This window comes from Lacisediminihabitans sp., assembly GCF_043726815.1.
GTDB lineage: Bacteria > Actinomycetota > Actinomycetes > Actinomycetales > Microbacteriaceae > Lacisediminihabitans.
On record NZ_JAYSJZ010000070.1, the window covers coordinates 39,247 to 56,868 of the forward strand.

Consider the following 17,622-nt stretch of genomic DNA (forward strand, 5'->3'; position numbering starts at 1 on the left):
GAGGCGCGCGCCCTCGGCGCGGTGATGGAGACCCCGGCACCACGACCGTCCAGGGCCCGGTTCAGCCTCGGTCGCTGGCTGCTCCCCGTGTACGCAGGGCTCGCGCTGATCTTCCTGCTCGTGCCGATCGTGTACACCTTCGTGTTCTCGTTCAACGACTCGCTCAAGTCGAACATCTCCTGGCGAGGCTTCACCCTCGACAAGTGGACGAATGTCTGCGCGGCGCAGGGGGTCTGCGAGGCTTTCGGCAACAGCATCCTGATCGGTGTCATCGCCACCCTCGCCGCCACCACCCTCGGCACGGCGATAGCGATCGCCCTCGTGCGCTACCGCTTCCGCTTCCGCACCGGGGTGAACCTTCTGCTGTTCCTGCCGATGGCGACCCCCGAGGTCGTGCTCGGCGCCGGACTGGCCGCCGAGTTCCTCGGTCTGGGGGCGGACATGGGGCTCGGCACGATCATCCTCGCCCACACCATGTTCTGCATCAGCTTCGTGGTCGTGACGGTGAAGGCGAGGGTCACGAGCCTCGACCCGGCGCTCGAGGAGGCCGGACGCGACCTCTACGCCTCACCCGGCCAGGTCTTCTGGCGCATCACCTTCCCGCTCCTGCTGCCGGGCATCGTCGCGGCGGCCCTGCTCTCGTTCGCGCTGAGCTTCGACGACTTCATCATCACCAACTTCAACTCCGGAACCACGGACACCTTCCCCAAGTTCATCTACGTGTCCGCCGCGCGGGGGGTGCCGGCCGAGGCGAACGTCATCGCGTCCGCGGTCTTCATCCTCGCGATCGTGCTCGTGCTCGCCCAGCAGATCTCTGCGGCGGCCAGGCGCAAGCGACTCGCGAAGGTGCAGTAGCCGTGTACCAGGATCGAGAGCGGCTGGCCGAGCTCTGGCAGATCGAGATGCAGACCTTCGCCGCGGCGAGGCCGCGCTCGGAGGCGCTCTTCGCCGAGGCGCTCCCGCACCTTCCGGACGGCGTCCCCATGCTCTGGATGGCGAAGTGGCCTGGGCCCTGGCCGGTCTACGTCGAGAGCGCGAGCGGCGCGCACTTCGTGGACGCGGACGGCATGGACCACGTCGACCTGTGCCTCGGCGACACCGGCGCCATGTGCGGCCACGCCCCGCCTGCCGCGGTCGCGGCGATCACCGCGCAGCTGGGTCGCGGTTCCACGTTCATGCTCCCCACGGCCGATGCCGCCGCGGCGGCCACGCTGCTCGCCGACCGGTTCGGGGTGCCGAGCTGGCAGTTCAGCCTCTCGGCCACGGACGCCAACCGCAGCCTCATCCGTTACGCGCGCCAGGTGACCGGCCGCCGCAAGATAGTCGTGCACGACTACTGCTACCACGGCACCGTCGACGAGGCGTATGCCACCCTCGATCACCGGGGCGCGGTGGTGGAGCGCCGAGGCACGATCGGTGCTCCCGTGCCGCCGTCGCTCACGACCGCCGTCGTTCCGTTCAACGACGTCGCCGCCCTCGAGCGCGTTCTCGCCACCGGTGAGATCGCCGCGATGCTCATGGAGCCGGCGCTGACCAACATCGGAATCGTGCTGCCGGCTCCCGGCTACCACGCGGCCGTCCGCGAGCTGTGCACCAGGTACGGCGTGATCCTCATCATCGACGAGACGCACACGCTCTGCGCCGGCCCGGGCGGCATGATCGCCCGGGACGGACTCGACCCGGATGCCGTGGTGGTCGGCAAGAGCATCGGCGGTGGAATTCCGGCCGGCGCGTACGGAATGACGGCGTCGTTCGCGGCCCTCGTTCGCGCGAGCCTCGACCTCGAGGACATCGACGTGGGGGGAGTGGGCGGCACGCTCGCCGGAAATGCGCTCTCCCTGGCCGGCATCCGAGCGACTCTCTCCGAGGTGCTCACCGCCTCCGCGTTCGTGGGCATGATCGATCGGGCCACCGAGTGGACGGTGGGGGTGCAGGCGGCCCTCGACGAGTTCGACGTGCCGTGGCAGGTGACCCAGCTCGGGGCCAGGTCCGAGTACAGCTTTCGCAGCACCCCGCCCGTCGACGGGGCGGAGGCCGCCGCGGCAGACGACTTCGAGCTTCAGCAGTACCTGCACCTGCACGCCCTCAACCGCGGCATCCTCATCACGCCGTTCCACAACATGGCGCTCATGAGCCCGGCCACCACGGCCGCCGACGTCGAACGTCACACTGCAGCGTTCCGCGAGGCGGTCGCGGCGCTCTTCGCGTAGCGCCGCGTCGCCCGTGCCGGCGTCAGAGCCCGAGCACGAGCTCCGACGCCCGCAGGCGCCCCACCGGCACGCCGCCGCCGAGAACCTCGTCGGTGGTGAGGGCGATCACCCGGTCGGCGTCCGGCCGGGTTACCGCGCCCACCGAGGCGAGCAGCTCGATGGCGACCAGGGTCGCCGCCCGCGCGCCGCCGTCCAGGATCTTGAGAGCCACGGCGGTGCCGTCGGCCAGGCCCATCACCATCACGCCCTCCGCGCCGCCCTTCGCGACGATGCCGAGCTCCTCGATCACCACGGTGTTGGGTCGGCCGACGCCATCGATGGCCCAGGGGTTCTCGCGGATGGCCGCCGACAGCCTCGCCGCATCCGGGTCGCCGCCGTCGGTGGTCGCCGATGCGACGCGGCCCGCGCCGGTGGCGAGACCCCGGAGGGTGGTCGCGAAGACGGGGGCGCCGCATCCGTCCACCCCGACGCGTTCGATCGCCTCGCCGGTGAACTCCTCGATCGTGGAGCGGATGAGCAGCTGGAGCGGATGGTTCTGTTCGAGGTAGGTCTCCGTCGGCCAGCCGTTCGTCACGCAGGCCAGCAGGAACGCCGCGTGTTTGCCCGAGCAGTTCATCTGCAGCCGGCTGGGGGTGGCCGACGCGTGCCGCGCCGTGCCGTCGAGCGGCCAGTCGATCGGGCACTGCAGCGCCTCGGCGCCGACGCCCGCCCTCGCGAGCAACTGCTCGACGATGCGCAGGTGCTCGACCGTGCCGCCGTGGCTCGCCGACGCGAGCACGAGCTGGGCGCCCTCGAGTTCGACGCCGGCCCGGAGCACGGCGATCGCCTGGAAGAGTTTGAGCGAGGATCGCCCGAAGATCAGCGCGTCCCCGTTGCCCAGTTGCCGCGCGACGGAGCCGTCCGCGGAGACGACGACGGCCGCGCCGCTGTGCCGCGACTCGTCGAAACCGGATCGCGAGACGATCGCGAGTTCGACGGCCTCGGCCGCCAGGAGCGGGTGGCTCACAGGGCGGCGAACGCGTCGTCGAGCACGCCGATCGCGTCGCGCAGCAGCTCGTCGGTGATGGCGAGGCTCGGCAGGAAGCGGATGATGTTGCCGAACGTGCCAGCGCTGAGCAGCAGCACGCCGTGCTGAGCGGCGAACGCGGTGATGGCCGACACGGCGGCGGGATTCGGCTCCTTGGTGGTCGATCCCGTGCCCGGGAGCACCAGCTCGATGGCGAGCATGGCACCGATTCCGCGCACGTCGCCGATCACGTCGTACTTCCCCTGCAGGGCGAGGAGCGCCGGCAGCAGCACCCCCTCGATGCGCTTGCCGTCCGCGAGCAGGTTGCGGCTCTCGATGGCGTCGAACACCGCCACCGCGGCGGCGGCCGCCACCGGGTTTCCGGCGAAGGTGCCGCCGAGCCCGCCGGGATGCGACGAGTCCATGATCTCCGCGCGGCCGGTGACACCCGCGATCGGCAGGCCGCCGGCGATGCCCTTCGCCGTGAGCACCATGTCGGGCACCACGCCGAAGTGCTCGCTCGCGAAGTACGCCCCGGTGCGGGCCATGCCGCTCTGGATCTCGTCGGCGATGAAGACGATCCCGTTCGCGCTGCACCACTCCTGCAGCGCGGGGAGGTAGCCCTCCGCCGGCACGACGAAGCCGCCCTCGCCCTGGATCGGCTCGACGACGAGGCAGGCCAGGTCGGATGCGCCAACGGTCTTCTCGAGATAGCCGATCGTGCGCTTCGCTGCCTCGGCGCCGCTCAGTCCGTCCCGGAACGGGTAGGAGTTGGGCGCGTGGTGGATGGAGGCCGCAAAGGGACCGAAGCCGGCCTTGTACGGCATGGCCTTGAAGGTCATCGCCATCGTGAGGTTGGTGCGACCGTGGTAGGCGTGCTCGAGCACGGCCACGCCGGGGCGTCCGGTGAACTTGCGGGCGATCTTGACGGCGTTCTCGACGGCCTCCGCGCCGGAGTTGAGCAGCACCGTCTTCTTGGCGAAGTCGCCCGGGGTGTGCTCGGCGAGCAGCTCGGCCACGCGCACGTACGACTCGTACGGGGTGATGGTGAACATCGCGTGGGTGACGAGGGCGAGCTGCGCGCTGGCGGCAGCGACGACGGCCTCGTCGGTGTGGCCGATCGTCATGACGCCGATGCCGGAGCCGAGGTCGATGTACTGGTTGCCGTCCGCATCCACGACGATCGCCCCGTGGGCCCGCGCGATATAGATCGGCAGGGCCGAGGAGACGCCGCCCGGGATCACCGCGAGGCGTCGCGCGTGGATCGCCTGGGAGAGGGGCCCGGGGATGGCGGTGACGACTCGCCGTTCCTGGACGATCGGGTCGGTGGTCTGCAGGGGAGCGAGCGTGTCAGTCATGGTGCATCGAGCCTATCGCCGCGGCCTCGGAAACTCGAAGGGCGGCGGCGGAGGGGGTAGCGTGGAATGAGTGATCCTCCAACACAATTACGCGGTCGAAATCGAGTGGCTCGGCAACCGTGGCACGGGAACGAGCGACTACAAGTCGTACGGCCGCGATCATGTGGTGCGCGCGGACGGCAAGCACGACATCAGCGGGTCGAGCGACCGCACGTTTCACGGCGACGCCGACCGGTGGAACCCCGAGGAGCTGCTCCTCGCCGCGCTCAGCCAGTGCCACATGCTCAGCTACCTGCACGTCGCGGCGGCCAACGGCGTCGTCGTGACGGCGTACACGGATGCCGCGGAGGGCACCATGGTGCAGACCGCGGACGGCGGCGGCCACTTCACCAGCGCCACCCTCCGCCCGATCGTCACCATCTCGTCCGGTGACCCTGACCTGGCCCTCGAACTCCACCACGAGGCGGGTGCGAAGTGCTTCATCGCGAACTCCGTCAACTTCGCGGTGCTGCACGAGCCGCGAATCTTCGCGGAATAGCGGCATCGGGGGCCGAGTCGCCGCGGCCGATTCGGCTCCGGTACGCTTGATTCAGGCCCTGATCAGGTTCCGCAAAGGTCGGTCGGGAATACTTGCCGAAACCCTCCCGAACTTCAGAAAGCAGATTTGTGTCGAAATTCCTCAGCTCGATCGCTCTCGCGGGTGTGCTTGCACTCTCGCTCGCCGCGTGCTCGGCCACCACTAACGCTGACAGCTCCTGCGTCGCGACAAAGGCCGGTGCGAGTTCGGACAAGGTGTCGGTGAAGGGCAAGTTCGGCGCGGAACCGACGGTGAAGTTCACGACGCCGCTCACGGCGAAGGCCACCGAGCGCACGGTGGACATCACGGGCAAGGGCGCCGTCGCCCAGTCGGGCAGCGCCGTCACCATCAACTACACGGTATTCAACGCCACCACCGGCAAGAAGATCGACTCGACCGGATTCGGCAAGACCAAGGCCCAGCCGCTCACCCTCGACAAGAAGAGCCTCATTCCGGGGCTCTACAAGGCCGTCGCGTGCTCGCCGCAGGGATCGCGCGTCTCGGCGATCATCCCGCCGGCCGACGCCTTCGGCAAGACCGGGTCGCCGAGCCTCGGCATCGGCGCGAAGGACTCGATAGTCTTCGTGATCGATGTCGTGACCGCGAAGAAGCCGGTCACGGCCCTCAAGAAGGCGAACGGCGCCGCGCAGCCCGCCCCGGCCGGTCTGCCGACGGTCAAGCTCGCCGCGAGCGGTGCCCCCACGATCACCGTGCCCAAGGCCGACGCGCCGACGACCCTGCAGATCGCCGATCTCAAGAAGGGCAGCGGCGCCACCGTCAAGGACGGCGCATCCGTCACCGTGCACTACACGGGAGTCATCTGGGGCACCGGCAAGGTCTTCGACTCCAGCTGGACCAAGGGCACGCCGGCGACCTTCCAGACCTCGGGAGTGGTGCCCGGATTCGGTAAGGCCCTCGTCGGCCAGAAGGTCGGCTCGCAGGTGCTCGCCGTGATCCCGCCCGCCGACGGCTACGGAGCCGCCGGCCAGGCCCAGGCCGGGATCAGCGGCACGGACACCCTGGTGTTCGTGATCGACATCCTCGCCACCCAGTAGTCGCACCACCGAGACGAGAGCGTCGTCGCCGCCCCACCGGGTGGCGGCGACGCTCTCGTCGTTGCGGCAGTCTCGTTTGCCGCGATGTCGTTTGCTGCGGGGGATGAAAGGATGGCGTCATGCGCCGAGTAATCATCCTGGGGTCGACCGGTTCGATCGGCGTGCAGGCGCTGGATGTGATCGCGGCCCATCCCGACCTGTTCGAGGTCGTGGGGCTGGCGGCCGGCACCAACCGCGCCGCGATGGACGAGCAGGCGCGCGTCTTCGGCGTCGAACACACGGCGCTCGGCGAGCTCGAGGCCGAGCAGCTCGTGCGGACGGTGGCCGCTGATGTCGTGCTCAACGGCATCACCGGCTCGGTCGGACTCGGCTGCACGCTTGCCACCCTCGAGACGGGAACCACCCTCGCGCTCGCGAACAAGGAGAGCCTCATCGTGGGCGGCGACCTCGTGACCGCCCTCGCGAGCCCCGGGCAGATCGTGCCGGTGGACTCCGAGCACTCCGCGATCGCCCAGGCCCTGCGCTCGGGAACCGCCGAGGAGGTGCGTCGACTCGTGCTCACCGCCTCGGGCGGACCGTTCAGGGGCCGCAGCCGCGAGTCGCTGCGCGGCGTGACTCCCGCCGAGGCGCTCGCGCATCCGACCTGGGACATGGGGCTCGTCGTCACCACCAACTCGTCGACCCTGGTGAACAAGGGGCTCGAGGTGATCGAGGCACACTACCTCTTCGACGTGCCGTACGACCGGATCGACGTGACGGTGCATCCGCAGTCCATCGTGCACTCGATGGTCGAGTTCGTCGACGGGTCGACGATCGCCCAGTGTTCGCCGCCCGACATGCGGCTGCCCATCTCGCTCGGCCTCGACTGGCCGAACCGCGTACCCGGCGTGGGCGCGCCCCTCGACTGGACGACCGCGAGCAGCTGGACCTTCGAGCCGCTCGACACCGAAGCCTTCCCGGCGGTGGAGCTCGCCAAGAGCGTCGGGAGGGTGGGCGGCACATTCCCGGCGGTGTTCAACGCGGCGAACGAGCAGGCGGTGCACGCGTTCCACGCCGGTCGGATTGGCTATCTCGACATCCTCGACACCGTCGCGGCGATCGTGGATGCCCACGACCCGCGGGAGGGTGCGCTCACCGTCGACGCCGTTCTCGACGCCGAGCGCTGGGCCCGGGAGGCCGCCGAGACGGCGCTCTCCGCCCGCGGCTAGCCCCTCGAAAGCGGGGGCCGCGCACACAGCCAGTTGCTAGTGTCACGCGCTTATCCTTGGATCCGTGGAAACCGTCCTGCTGTACATCCTTGGCATCCTTGTCGTGCTCGTCGGCATCGCCGTGTCCATCGGGCTCCACGAGGTCGGCCACCTCGTGCCGGCGAAGCTCTTCGGGGTGCGCGTCGGCCAGTACATGATCGGCTTCGGTCCCACTCTCTTCTCGCGCAAGCGGGGCGAGACGGAGTACGGCGTGAAGGCGATCCCGCTCGGTGGCTACATCTCCATGGCCGGCATGTATCCGCCGGCCCGCGAGAGCGGAAAGGCGAGGAGCGCGAGCACCGGCTTCTTCCAGAGCCTCGTGCAGGACGCGAGGACCGCGAGCGCCGACACGATCAAGCAGGGCGACGAGAACCGGGTCTTCTACAAGCTTCCGGTCTACAAGCGCGTGATCATCATGCTCGGCGGCCCGTTCATGAACCTCGTGATCGCCGTCGTGCTGTTTGCCATCGTGCTCTGCGGCTTCGGCACCCAGCAGCTGAGCACCACCGTCGGCAGCGTCTCGGCCTGCGTCGTCCCGGCGTCGAGTGCGAGCCAGAAGTGCACTCCGGATGCCGCGGCCGCTCCTGGCGCGGCCGCCGGGATCAAGCCGGGCGACAAGATCCTGACCATCGACGGCACCGCCATCGACAGCTGGACCCAGGCGACGTCGATCATCCGCACGTCGGCGGGGGACCCGCTCGCGATTACGGTGCTTCGCGACGGCAAGAAGGTTGACCTCAGCGCCACGCCGCTGCTCACCGAGCGCTACGTCTACGACGCCGCCGGAAAGGTCGTCGAGGACGCGAGCAAGAAGCCGGTCACCGAGAAGGTCGGCTTCCTGGGCATCGGCGCCGCGTACGAGCTCAAGCAGCAGCCGGTGTCCGCCGTGCTGCCGGCCGTCGGCACGACCATCGGCCAGGACGTGCACCTCATCCTCAACCTCCCGGCCAGGCTCGTGGATGTCGCCAACGCCGCGTTCGGCCCCGGCGCCCGCGACCCCAACGGACCGGTCAGCGTGGTCGGCGTCGGCCGCCTCGCCGGCGAGATCACGAGCATCAACACGATCCCGTTCGTCGAGCGCTTCTCCTACCTGCTCGGCATCATCGCGTCGCTCAACGTCGCGCTGCTCGTGTTCAACCTCGTGCCGCTGATGCCCCTCGACGGCGGCCACGTCGCCGGCGCGCTGTGGGAGGCCATCCGGCGCTTCTTCGCCAAGCTCTTCAAGCGCCGCGACCCGGGGCCGGTCGACACGGCCAGGCTCGTGCCGCTCACCTTCGCCGTGGTGATCATCCTCGGCGCGATGAGCGTGCTGCTGATCTATGCGGACATCGTCAAGCCCATCCCCATCGGATAGCGCCAATCGCGCGCCCGCCCAGCGTGCGTTCACCGGGGACGCTTAGAATCGGAGGCGTGCCAGCAATCAACTTGGGTATGCCCTCGACTCCTCCCGTATTGGCCCCGCGTCGCAAGACCCGCCAGATCTCCGTCGGCAAGGTGAAGGTGGGCGGCGACGCCCAGGTCAGCGTGCAGTCGATGACCACCACGCAGACCACCAACATCAATGCGACGCTTCAGCAGATCGCCGAACTCACGGCCACCGGCTGCGACATCGTGCGGGTGGCCGTTCCCCACCAGGACGACGCGGACGTGCTGCACATCATCGCGGCGAAGAGCCAGATCCCGGTGATCGCCGACATCCACTTCCAGCCCCGCTACGTGTTCACCGCCATCGACGCCGGGGTCGGCGCCGTTCGCGTCAACCCGGGCAACATCCGCAAGTTCGACGACCAGGTCGGCAAGATCGCCGCGGCGGCCAAGGCGGCGGGCGTGAGCATCCGGATCGGCGTCAACGCCGGCTCGCTCGAGCCCTCCCTGCTGCAGAAGTACGGCAAGGCCACCCCCGAGGCGCTCGTCGAGAGCGCGGTCTGGGAGGCGAGCCTGTTCGAGGAGCTCGACTTTCACGACTTCAAGATCTCGGTGAAGCACAACGACCCCGTCATCATGGTGAAGGCCTACCGGCTGCTCGCCGAGCGCGGCGACTGGCCGTTGCACCTCGGCGTGACCGAGGCCGGGCCGGAGTTCCAGGGCACCATCAAGTCCGCGACGGCCTTCGGCATCCTGCTCTCCGAGGGGATCGGAGACACCATTCGCGTGTCCCTCTCCGCCCCGCCCGTGCAGGAGGTGAAGGTGGGGCTGCAGATTCTGCAGTCGCTCAACCTGCGCGAGCGCAAGCTCGAGATCGTGTCCTGCCCGAGTTGCGGTCGCGCCCAGGTGGATGTCTACCAGCTTGCCAACGACGTGACCGCCGGCCTGGAGAAGATGACGGTTCCGCTCCGCGTCGCCGTGATGGGCTGCGTCGTGAACGGACCGGGGGAGGCCCGCGAGGCGGACCTCGGCGTGGCGAGCGGCAACGGGCGCGGGCAGATCTTCGTCAAGGGTGAGGTCATCAAGACCGTTCCGGAGTCGGAGATCGTCGCGACCCTCATCGAGGAGGCCAACCGGCTCGCCGCGGAGATGCCGGCCGGAGCCGTGGGGTCGCCCGAGGTCGTCACCGCCTGACTCGACCCGTCCGCCGATCGCCCACCCGCGCCCGGTAAAGTAGCGAGGGTGCCAACACGCCTCTCCCAACTCTTTGTCCGCACCCTCCGCGAAGACCCGGCAGACGCCGAGGTGGCGAGCCATCGCCTTCTCGTGCGCGCCGGCTACATCAGGAGGCAGGCCCCCGGGGTGTTCGCCTGGCTGCCGCTCGGACTCAAGGTGCGCCGCAAGATCGAGGCGATCATCCGCGAGGAGATGGCGAACGCCGGCGCCCAGGAGGTGCACTTCCCCGCCCTGCTGCCCCGTGAGCCCTACGAGGTCACCAACCGCTGGACCGACTACGGCGACGGCATCTTCCGCCTCAAGGACCGCAAGGGGGCCGACTACCTGCTCGCCCCCACGCACGAGGAGGTCTTCACCCTTCTGGTGAAGGATCTCTACTCCAGCTACAAGGACCTTCCTCTGTCGATCTACCAGATCCAAGACAAGTACCGGGACGAGGCGCGTCCCCGCGCGGGCCTGCTTCGCGGCCGCGAATTCACCATGAAGGACGCGTACTCCTTCGACTACACCGATGCCGGCCTGGACGAGTCGTACCAGAAGCAGCGGGACGCCTACGAGCGCATCTTCGCTCGGCTCGGACTCGACTACGTGATCGTGGAGGCGGATGCCGGGGCGATGGGCGGATCCCGCAGCGAGGAGTTCCTGCACCCCACCCCGGTGGGCGAGGACACCTTCGTGCGATCGAACGGCGGCTACGCGGCGAATGTTGAGGCGTTCCGCACGATCGCGCCCGAGGCCCGCTCGTACGAGAAGCTGACTCCGGCCGAGGTGCTCGACACCCACAACACGCCCACGATCCAGACCCTGGTGGATGTCGCCAACGAGAAGCACCCGCGACCGGACGGCCGCGCGTGGACCGCCGCCGACACGCTCAAGAACATCGTGCTGGCCCTCACCGCCCTCGACGGCACGCGGGAACTCGTGGTCGTCGGCCTGCCCGGCGACCGGGACGTCGACCTCAAGCGCGCGGAGGTGGCGTTCGCGCCCGCCGAGGTCGAGGCGGCCACCGAGGCCGACTTCCAGAGGCACCCGGGGCTCGTCAAGGGCTACATCGGTCCCTGGACGGCGGCCGGGCCGGTGCTCGGGGTGCGCTCGGAGACCGGCATCCGGTTCCTCCTCGACCCTCGCGTCTCCGACGGCTCCGGCTGGATCACGGGCGCGAACGAGCACGGCAAGCACGTCTTCGGACTGGTGGCCGGCCGCGACTTCGAGGCGGATGGCGTGGTCGAGGTTGCCGAGGTGCTCGCCGGCGACCCCGCGCCGGACGGATCCGGCCCGGTGGAGCTGGCCCGCGGCATGGAGATCGGTCACGTGTTCCAGCTGGGCCGCAAGTACGCGGAGGCTCTCGGCCTCAAGGTGCTCGACGAGAACGGCAAGCTCGTCACGGTGACCATGGGGTCATACGGCATCGGGGTCACCCGCATCCTCGCCGTGATCGCGGAGGCCAACAACGACGCGCGGGGCCTTATCTGGCCGCGAAACGTCTCGCCGTTCGACGTGCACGTGGTGGCGGCCACGAAGGAGCTCGAGGTTCACGCGGCAGCGGAGAAGCTCGTCGCCGAGTTCGAGGACGCCCGGTTCGACGTGCTCTTCGACGATCGCCCCAAGGTCTCGCCCGGCGTGAAGTTCGGGGATGCCGAGCTCATCGGCGTGCCGGTGATCGTGATCGTGGGCAAGGGCGTCGCCGAGGGCAAAGTGGAGTTGTGGGATCGCCGCACCGGAGTGAAGACCCCGGTGGGCATCGACGAGGTCGTGCAGGCCGTCGCCGCGCTCGCCTGAGCCACGCCTGGGGCAGCGCGTGCCGTTGCGTGCGCCGTCTTCGCCCCGGCAGTCCCGCCGAGTGGGCAATAGTGGCGCCATAGCCTCACGGGTGGCGCCACTATTGCCCACTCACCCCGCCGGGCGAGGTTCCGCGAGGTGCCGCCAGGCGCCTGTGGAGAACTGGGTCTGTGGACAACGGGCGCACCGCGAGGCGGATCCGTCGACCATGAGGCATGCCGAGAATCGTCCCGATCCCGCGCCGGCTCGTCGGCACCGCCTTCCTCACGAGTAATGCGGCCGGCCACTCGCTCACCCGGGGGCGACTGCGCGGTGCGGATGTCGCGCATCCGTTCCACGGGGTGAGTTGCGTCGATCTCGACCTCGCCTCGATCCTCGGGCTGTGCCGCGCCTACGAGCCGAGACTCGGGCCGGGGGAGGTCTTCAGCCACACGACCGCGGCCGCGGTTCTCGGCGTTCCCCTGCCCGAGTCGATCGCTGTCGCGCCGCTCCACGTCTCCTCGAGGGGCTCGGCGTCTCGACCGCGGTCCCGAGCGGTGGTCGGGCATCGGCTCACCCTGGGGGACGTCGCGATCTGCGGCGACCTGCCGGTGACGGATCCGGCGACGACCTGGTGTCACCTGGCGGTATTCCTCTCTCGCGAGGACCTCGTCGCGGCCGGTGACTTCCTCGTGTCCGGGAGGCGTTTGCCCGGTGGCTCTCGCACGGAACCGCTCGCCTCGATCGCAATGCTTGAGGCCGCCGTGCGACGGTTCCGCGGCGGTCGAGGGGTGACGAAGCTCGCGTGGGCGGTGACGCGCATTCGGTTCGGCGTTGACTCGCGCCCCGAGTCGCACACCCGGCTGCTGCTCGTCGCCGCCGGCATCCCGGAGCCGCGGGTGAATTTTGCGACGCCCGTCGACGGAGGTCGCCGCATCCTGCACGCCGACCTCACGCTCGAGGAGTGGAGGGTGCTTTTCGACTACGAGGGCGACGGGCATCGCACCGATGCGCGAACCTTCCGCAACGACATCGAGCGCCGTGAGCTCTTCGAGGCCGCGGGCTGGCGGCACATCCGGGTCACCGCCGACAACGTCTTCGTGCGGCCCGGGCAGTTCACCGACAGGGTGAAAGGCATCCTTCGAGAGCGCGGATGGCGCGGCTGAGGCCGACTGCGATCCGCCGAGTGGGCAGAATTGGCGCTTCCCGCGCACCGGTGGCGCCACTTCTGCCCAGTCGGCGGACGGAAGGCCGAGGCGGGTAAGCAGCGGCAACGGGCTGCTAACTTAGAGGGATACGTCGTGTGCGCGGTTCGTGCACGACGGACTAGTTGAATAGTGGAGGCCCTCGGGTGGAGATTGATCTGAGCGTTTTACGCCTCATGGAGCGCGAACGCGAAATTCCCTTCGATGAACTCGTGGTGATCATCGAGCAGGCGATTCTCACGGCCTACCTGAAGCACACCGGAGCCGTCGAAACCAAGGACGGCAACCCGCAGGCGCGGGTGTTGCTCGACCGCAAGTCCGGACACGTGAGCATCTTCGTTCCGGAGCTCAACGATGAGGGCGAAGTCATCGGCGAGGCGGAGGATGTGCCGAGCGACTTCGGTCGGATCGGGGCGTTCGCCGCGAAGCAGGTGATCAACCAGCGCCTGCGCGACATCGGCGACGACAAGGTGCTCGGCGAGTTCAAGGGACGCGAGGGCGACATCGTCGCCGGGATGATCCAGCAGGGTCCGAACCCCCGGATGATCCATGTCGACCTGGGCACCGTCGAGGCGATCCTGCCACCCGAGGAGCAGGTGCCGGGCGAGGTCTACGCGCACGGCTCCCGCATCCGCGTCTACGTGACGAGCGTGAGCAAGGGCGTCAAGGGACCTCAGATCACCGTCTCGCGCACGCATCCGTCCCTCGTTCGCAAGCTCTTCGCCCTCGAGGTGCCGGAGATCGCGAGCGGAGTGGTGGAGATCGTGTCCCTGGCCCGCGAGGCCGGACATCGCACGAAGATCGCGGTGAAGGCGAACGAGCCGGGGGTCAACGCAAAGGGCGCCTGCATCGGCGAGATGGGGCAGCGGGTTCGTGCCGTCACCGCCGAGCTGAACAACGAGAAGATCGACATCGTCGACTACAACGAGGACCTGGCGACGTTCGTCGCGAACGCCCTGTCGCCGGCCAAGGTGACGTCGTCGTACGTGATCGACGCCTCGACGAAGGCGGTTCGCGCGCTCGTTCCGGACTACCAGCTCTCGCTCGCCATCGGCAAGGAGGGCCAGAACGCCCGCCTCGCCGCCAAGCTGACGGGCGCACGGATCGACATCCAGCCCGACTCGATTCTCGAAGACAGCTAGTACCGCTGGATGTCGATCCGTGCGCGGCCGCGGAGACGCGTCAGCGTCGACGTGCGCCGGGACCGTCCGTGACCAGCCACAGGGTTTAGCGGGGCCGTTGCGGACAGTCCGGGCCGGCGCGCTGGCCCGGACCGTCCGCAGTGGCCCGGTGACGCACCGCAGCGGCCGGACTGCGAGCGTCGGCCCGGAACGACGCGGCCCCGCCCCCGGGCGGCCCGCGACGGAATAGGCGGGCACAGCATCCGGTTGACGAAGGGGATAGTATGAAACCTGTAAGAACGTGTCTTGGCTGTCGTCAGCGTGCCGAACGATCCTCTCTTCTGCGGGTCGTTGCGCGTGACGGTGAGGCTGTCGTGGATTTCTCAGCGACACTCCCCGGTCGAGGCGCTTGGGTGCATCCCACCGTTGGCTGCGTCGGAACCTCAATCACTCGCAAGGCTTTTGGCCGAGCGCTGAGGGTCGACGGTGTGCTCGCGATGCAGCAACTGAGCGAAGCGGTACAGACCAGCACCACCCACCAGTCGGAACCACACGGTTCCAAATAAGAACAGGCTGAACGGCAAAGTGACCAACTAATGAGCAACAGCTAATGAGCGACTCGAAATGAGTCCCGTCCGTAACTAAGGTCTTCTCCTCATCGGGAGTTGGCCCGACAAGGAGAACAGTGGCTAAACCACGCGTGCACGAGATCGCAGCAGAACTCGGCATTGACAGCAAGAAGGCCCTTGAGAAGCTCAAGGAAATGGGCGAATTCGTCAAGGGACCTTCCTCAAGCATCGAACCACCGGTAGCCCGCAAGCTTCGTGCTGCGCTCGCCGCCGACGGTATCCAGGCTCCGGAGAAGGTGGCAGCCCCGGCTCCCGCCCCGGCTCCGCGTCCGGCCCCCGTGGCCGAAGCGCCGGCCGCACCCGCCGCCCCGGCAGCCGCCGCGCAGGCCGCGCAGGCTGCGCCAGCCGCATCCGCCGCACCGGCCGCGCCGGCCACCCCCGCGGCGACGCCAGACGCGGCCGCTCCGGCCACCCCGGCGGCACCCGCCGCCGGCGGGTCGAACATCCCGCGCCCCGGTAGCGCGCGACCGGGCAACAACCCGTTCGCCAGCACCCAGGGCATGCAGCGTCCAGGCGCACCGCGTCCGGGCAACAACCCGTATGCGAGCACCCAGGGCATGAACACGCGCCCCGCGGCCAGCCCCAGCGGCATCCCGCGCCCGGCCGCACCGCGCCCAGGCGCACCGCGACCCGGCGGACCCGGCCAGGGCCAGCGCCCGGGCGGATTCGGCCAGCGGCCGGCCGCGGCCGGTGGCGGATTCCAGCGTCCAGGTGGCGCGGGAGCCCGACCAGGCGGAGCCGGGGGCGGCTTCCGTCCGGGTGGAGCACCCGCCGGAGCACCGGGATCCAACTTCGGCCCCAACCGTCCGGCCGGCGGTGGTGGTCGCGGGCGCGGCCCCGGCGGCGGCACGGCAGGCGCGTTCGGCCGCGGAGGCGGCAAGAGCAAGGCCCGCAAGTCGAAGCGTACGAAGAGAGCAGAATTCGAACTGCGCGAAGCCCCGTCGCTGGGTGGCGTCAGCGTCCCCCGCGGCGACGGCAAGACCGTCGTTCGCCTGCGTCGTGGCGCGTCCATCACGGACTTCGCCGACAAGATCGACACCAGCCCCGGAAACCTCGTCACCGTGCTCTTCCACCTCGGGCAGATGGCCACGGCGACGGAGTCCCTCGACGAGGCGACTTTCGACATCCTGGGCGACGAGCTCGGCTTCAAGATCGAAATGGTCTCGCCCGAGGATGAGGACCGCGAGCTTCTCGCAGGCTTCGACCTCGACCTCGACCAGGAGCTCGAAGACGAAACCGATGAGGACCTCGTCGCGAGGCCGCCCGTCGTCACCGTCATGGGTCACGTCGACCACGGAAAGACGCGTCTGCTCGACGCGATCCGCAACGCCAACGTCGTCGCCGGCGAGGCCGGTGGCATCACCCAGCACATCGGTGCGTACCAGGTCGTCGCCGAGCACGAGGGCGTCGAACGGGCCATCACCTTCATCGACACACCGGGCCACGAGGCGTTCACCGCCATGCGTGCCCGTGGTGCGCAGGTCACCGACATCGCGATCCTCGTGGTCGCCGCCGATGACGGCATCATGCCGCAGACGATCGAGGCTCTCAACCACGCCCAGGCGGCAAACGTGCCAATCGTGGTCGCGGTGAACAAGATCGACAAGGTCGGGGCTAACCCGGCCAAGGTTCGCCAGCAGCTCACCGAGTTCGGTCTGGTCGCCGAGGAGTACGGCGGGGACACCATGTTCATCGACGTCTCGGCGCTCAACAAGATCGGCATCCCCGAGCTTCTCGATGCGGTGCTCCTGACGGCGGATGCCGGACTGGACATGCGCGCGAACCCGAACAAGGACGCGCGTGGCGTGGCCATCGAGGCCAAGCTCGACAAGGGACGCGGCGCCGTGGCGACCGTGCTCATCCAGTCGGGAACCCTCGAGGTCGGCGACGCGATCGTGGCGGGTACCGCCTACGGCCGCGTTCGGGCGATGTTCGACGAGAACGGCACGGCGGTGCAGTTCGCCACGCCGGCGCGCCCCGTCTCCGTGCTCGGACTGACGTCGGTGCCCCGCGCCGGCGACACGTTCCTCGTCACTGACGATGACCGCACCGCCCGCCAGATCGCCGAGAAGCGCGAGGCAGCGGAGCGCAACGCCCTGCTCGCCCGCAGCCGCAAGCGGATCAGCCTCGAGGACTTCACCAAGGCCCTCGAAGACGGCAAGGTCGAGTCGCTCAACCTCATCATCAAGGGTGACGTTTCGGGTGCCGTCGAGGCGCTCGAGGAGTCGTTGCTCAAGATCGAGGTGGACGACAGCGTGCAGCTGCGTATCATCCACCGCGGTGTGGGTGCCATCACCGAGAGCGACGTCAACCTCGCGACCATCGACAACGCGATCATCATCGGGTTCAACGTGCGACCGGACACCAAGGCTCGGGAGCGTTCGGCTCGCGAGGGTGTGGACGTGCGTTTCTACTCCGTGATCTACGCGGCGCTCGAAGACGTGGAGAACGCGCTCAAGGGAATGCTCAAGCCCGAGTTCGAAGAGGTGCAGTCCGGCGTTGCCGAGATCCGCGAAATCTTCCGCTCGTCCAAGTTCGGAAACGTGGCGGGCGTCATCGTGCGCTCCGGCACGATCACCCGAAACGCGAAGGCACGAGTCATCCGCGACGGCGTCGTGGTCGGCGACAACCTGGCCATCGAGTCGCTGCGTCGATTCAAGGATGACGTCACCGAGGTTCGCACGGACTTCGAGGCCGGCATCGGTCTCGGCAAGTTCAACGACATCCAGATCGGCGACGAGATCGAGACGATCGAACTCAAAGAGAAGGTGCGGGTCTAACACCCGTCCGCAGCCGGCTACGGCCGGTGCCCGGGACACAGGCGGAGCTCCGCGAGCTCCGCAAGCCTGTTTACC

Annotated in this window: 14 protein-coding genes; 12 read left to right on the forward strand and 2 right to left on the reverse strand. The window is 68.9% G+C overall.

The window, feature by feature from the left end:
* The first annotated feature begins 24 nt into the window (after positions 1-24).
* Both ACHZD8_RS10130 and ACHZD8_RS10135 read left to right on the forward strand, forming a co-directional pair.
* On the forward strand, positions 25-855 hold the full coding sequence (locus ACHZD8_RS10130; protein ID WP_394770379.1) for an ABC transporter permease: 831 nt from the start codon (positions 25-27) through the stop codon (positions 853-855).
* A 2-nt stretch (positions 856-857) separates the two neighbouring features.
* Positions 858-2,210 (forward strand): transaminase, encoded by a 1,353-nt coding sequence (locus tag ACHZD8_RS10135; RefSeq protein WP_394770254.1) that lies wholly within the window; start codon positions 858-860, stop codon positions 2,208-2,210.
* Positions 2,211-2,232: 22 nt separating this feature from the next.
* Here ACHZD8_RS10135 and ACHZD8_RS10140 read toward each other — a convergent pair whose 3' ends face one another.
* Together ACHZD8_RS10140 and gabT are read right to left on the reverse strand one after the other, a co-directional pair.
* Complete coding sequence (locus ACHZD8_RS10140) at positions 2,233-3,216, reverse strand: asparaginase (protein ID WP_394770255.1); 984 nt, start codon at positions 3,214-3,216, stop codon at positions 2,233-2,235.
* Positions 3,213-4,574, reverse strand: a complete 1,362-nt coding sequence (gene gabT / locus ACHZD8_RS10145) for a 4-aminobutyrate--2-oxoglutarate transaminase (protein ID WP_394770257.1) — start codon at positions 4,572-4,574, stop codon at positions 3,213-3,215. The genes ACHZD8_RS10140 and gabT overlap by 4 nt, the downstream gene beginning before the upstream one ends.
* Positions 4,575-4,644: 70 nt before the next feature.
* Here gabT and ACHZD8_RS10150 point away from each other — a divergent pair, with 70 nt between their 5' ends.
* The 10 genes from ACHZD8_RS10150 (at position 4,645) to infB (ending at position 17,547) form a co-directional block, all read left to right on the forward strand.
* On the forward strand, positions 4,645-5,112 hold the full coding sequence (locus ACHZD8_RS10150) for an OsmC family protein (protein ID WP_394770259.1): 468 nt from the start codon (positions 4,645-4,647) through the stop codon (positions 5,110-5,112).
* Between the two features lie 128 nt (positions 5,113-5,240).
* Positions 5,241-6,206, forward strand: a complete 966-nt coding sequence (locus tag ACHZD8_RS10155) for an FKBP-type peptidyl-prolyl cis-trans isomerase (RefSeq protein WP_394770261.1) — start codon at positions 5,241-5,243, stop codon at positions 6,204-6,206.
* Positions 6,207-6,325: 119 nt separating this feature from the next.
* Positions 6,326-7,414: a 1-deoxy-D-xylulose-5-phosphate reductoisomerase gene (gene dxr, locus ACHZD8_RS10160; RefSeq protein WP_394770262.1), complete on the forward strand. Its 1,089-nt coding sequence runs from the start codon at positions 6,326-6,328 to the stop codon at positions 7,412-7,414.
* Between the two features lie 64 nt (positions 7,415-7,478).
* A complete protein-coding gene (locus ACHZD8_RS10165; RefSeq protein WP_394770264.1) occupies positions 7,479-8,807 on the forward strand; it encodes a M50 family metallopeptidase in 1,329 nt (442 codons plus the stop codon).
* Positions 8,808-8,863: 56 nt separating this feature from the next.
* Positions 8,864-10,012, forward strand: a complete 1,149-nt coding sequence (gene ispG, locus ACHZD8_RS10170) for a flavodoxin-dependent (E)-4-hydroxy-3-methylbut-2-enyl-diphosphate synthase (protein WP_394770266.1) — start codon at positions 8,864-8,866, stop codon at positions 10,010-10,012.
* A 48-nt stretch (positions 10,013-10,060) separates the two neighbouring features.
* Entirely contained in the window at positions 10,061-11,833 is a 1,773-nt protein-coding gene (locus ACHZD8_RS10175; RefSeq protein ID WP_394770268.1) for a proline--tRNA ligase, read from the forward strand.
* Positions 11,834-12,048: 215 nt separating this feature from the next.
* The gene (locus ACHZD8_RS10180) at positions 12,049-12,978 is read left to right on the forward strand and encodes a hypothetical protein (protein ID WP_394770269.1); all 930 of its coding nucleotides are present in this window, start codon (positions 12,049-12,051) and stop codon (positions 12,976-12,978) included.
* Between the two features lie 185 nt (positions 12,979-13,163).
* Positions 13,164-14,159, forward strand: coding sequence for a transcription termination factor NusA (gene nusA / locus ACHZD8_RS10185; RefSeq protein ID WP_394770271.1), 996 nt, complete (start codon positions 13,164-13,166; stop codon positions 14,157-14,159).
* A gap of 263 nt (positions 14,160-14,422) precedes the next feature.
* Entirely contained in the window at positions 14,423-14,704 is a 282-nt protein-coding gene (locus ACHZD8_RS10190) for a YlxR family protein (RefSeq protein ID WP_394770272.1), read from the forward strand.
* Between the two features lie 119 nt (positions 14,705-14,823).
* A complete protein-coding gene (gene infB / locus ACHZD8_RS10195) occupies positions 14,824-17,547 on the forward strand; it encodes a translation initiation factor IF-2 (RefSeq protein ID WP_394770273.1) in 2,724 nt (907 codons plus the stop codon).
* The last annotated feature ends 75 nt before the right edge of the window (positions 17,548-17,622 follow it).

Coding starts and splice junctions, on each gene's coding strand:
- dxr (WP_394770262.1), top strand. CDS start 6,326: ATGCGCCGAGTAATCATCCTGGGGTCGACCGGTTCGATCGGCGTGCAG.
- gabT (WP_394770257.1), bottom strand. CDS start 4,574: ATGACTGACACGCTCGCTCCCCTGCAGACCACCGACCCGATCGTCCAG.
- ACHZD8_RS10190 (WP_394770272.1), top strand. CDS start 14,423: ATGAAACCTGTAAGAACGTGTCTTGGCTGTCGTCAGCGTGCCGAACGA.
- ACHZD8_RS10180 (WP_394770269.1), top strand. CDS start 12,049: ATGCCGAGAATCGTCCCGATCCCGCGCCGGCTCGTCGGCACCGCCTTC.
- ACHZD8_RS10130 (WP_394770379.1), top strand. CDS start 25: ATGGAGACCCCGGCACCACGACCGTCCAGGGCCCGGTTCAGCCTCGGT.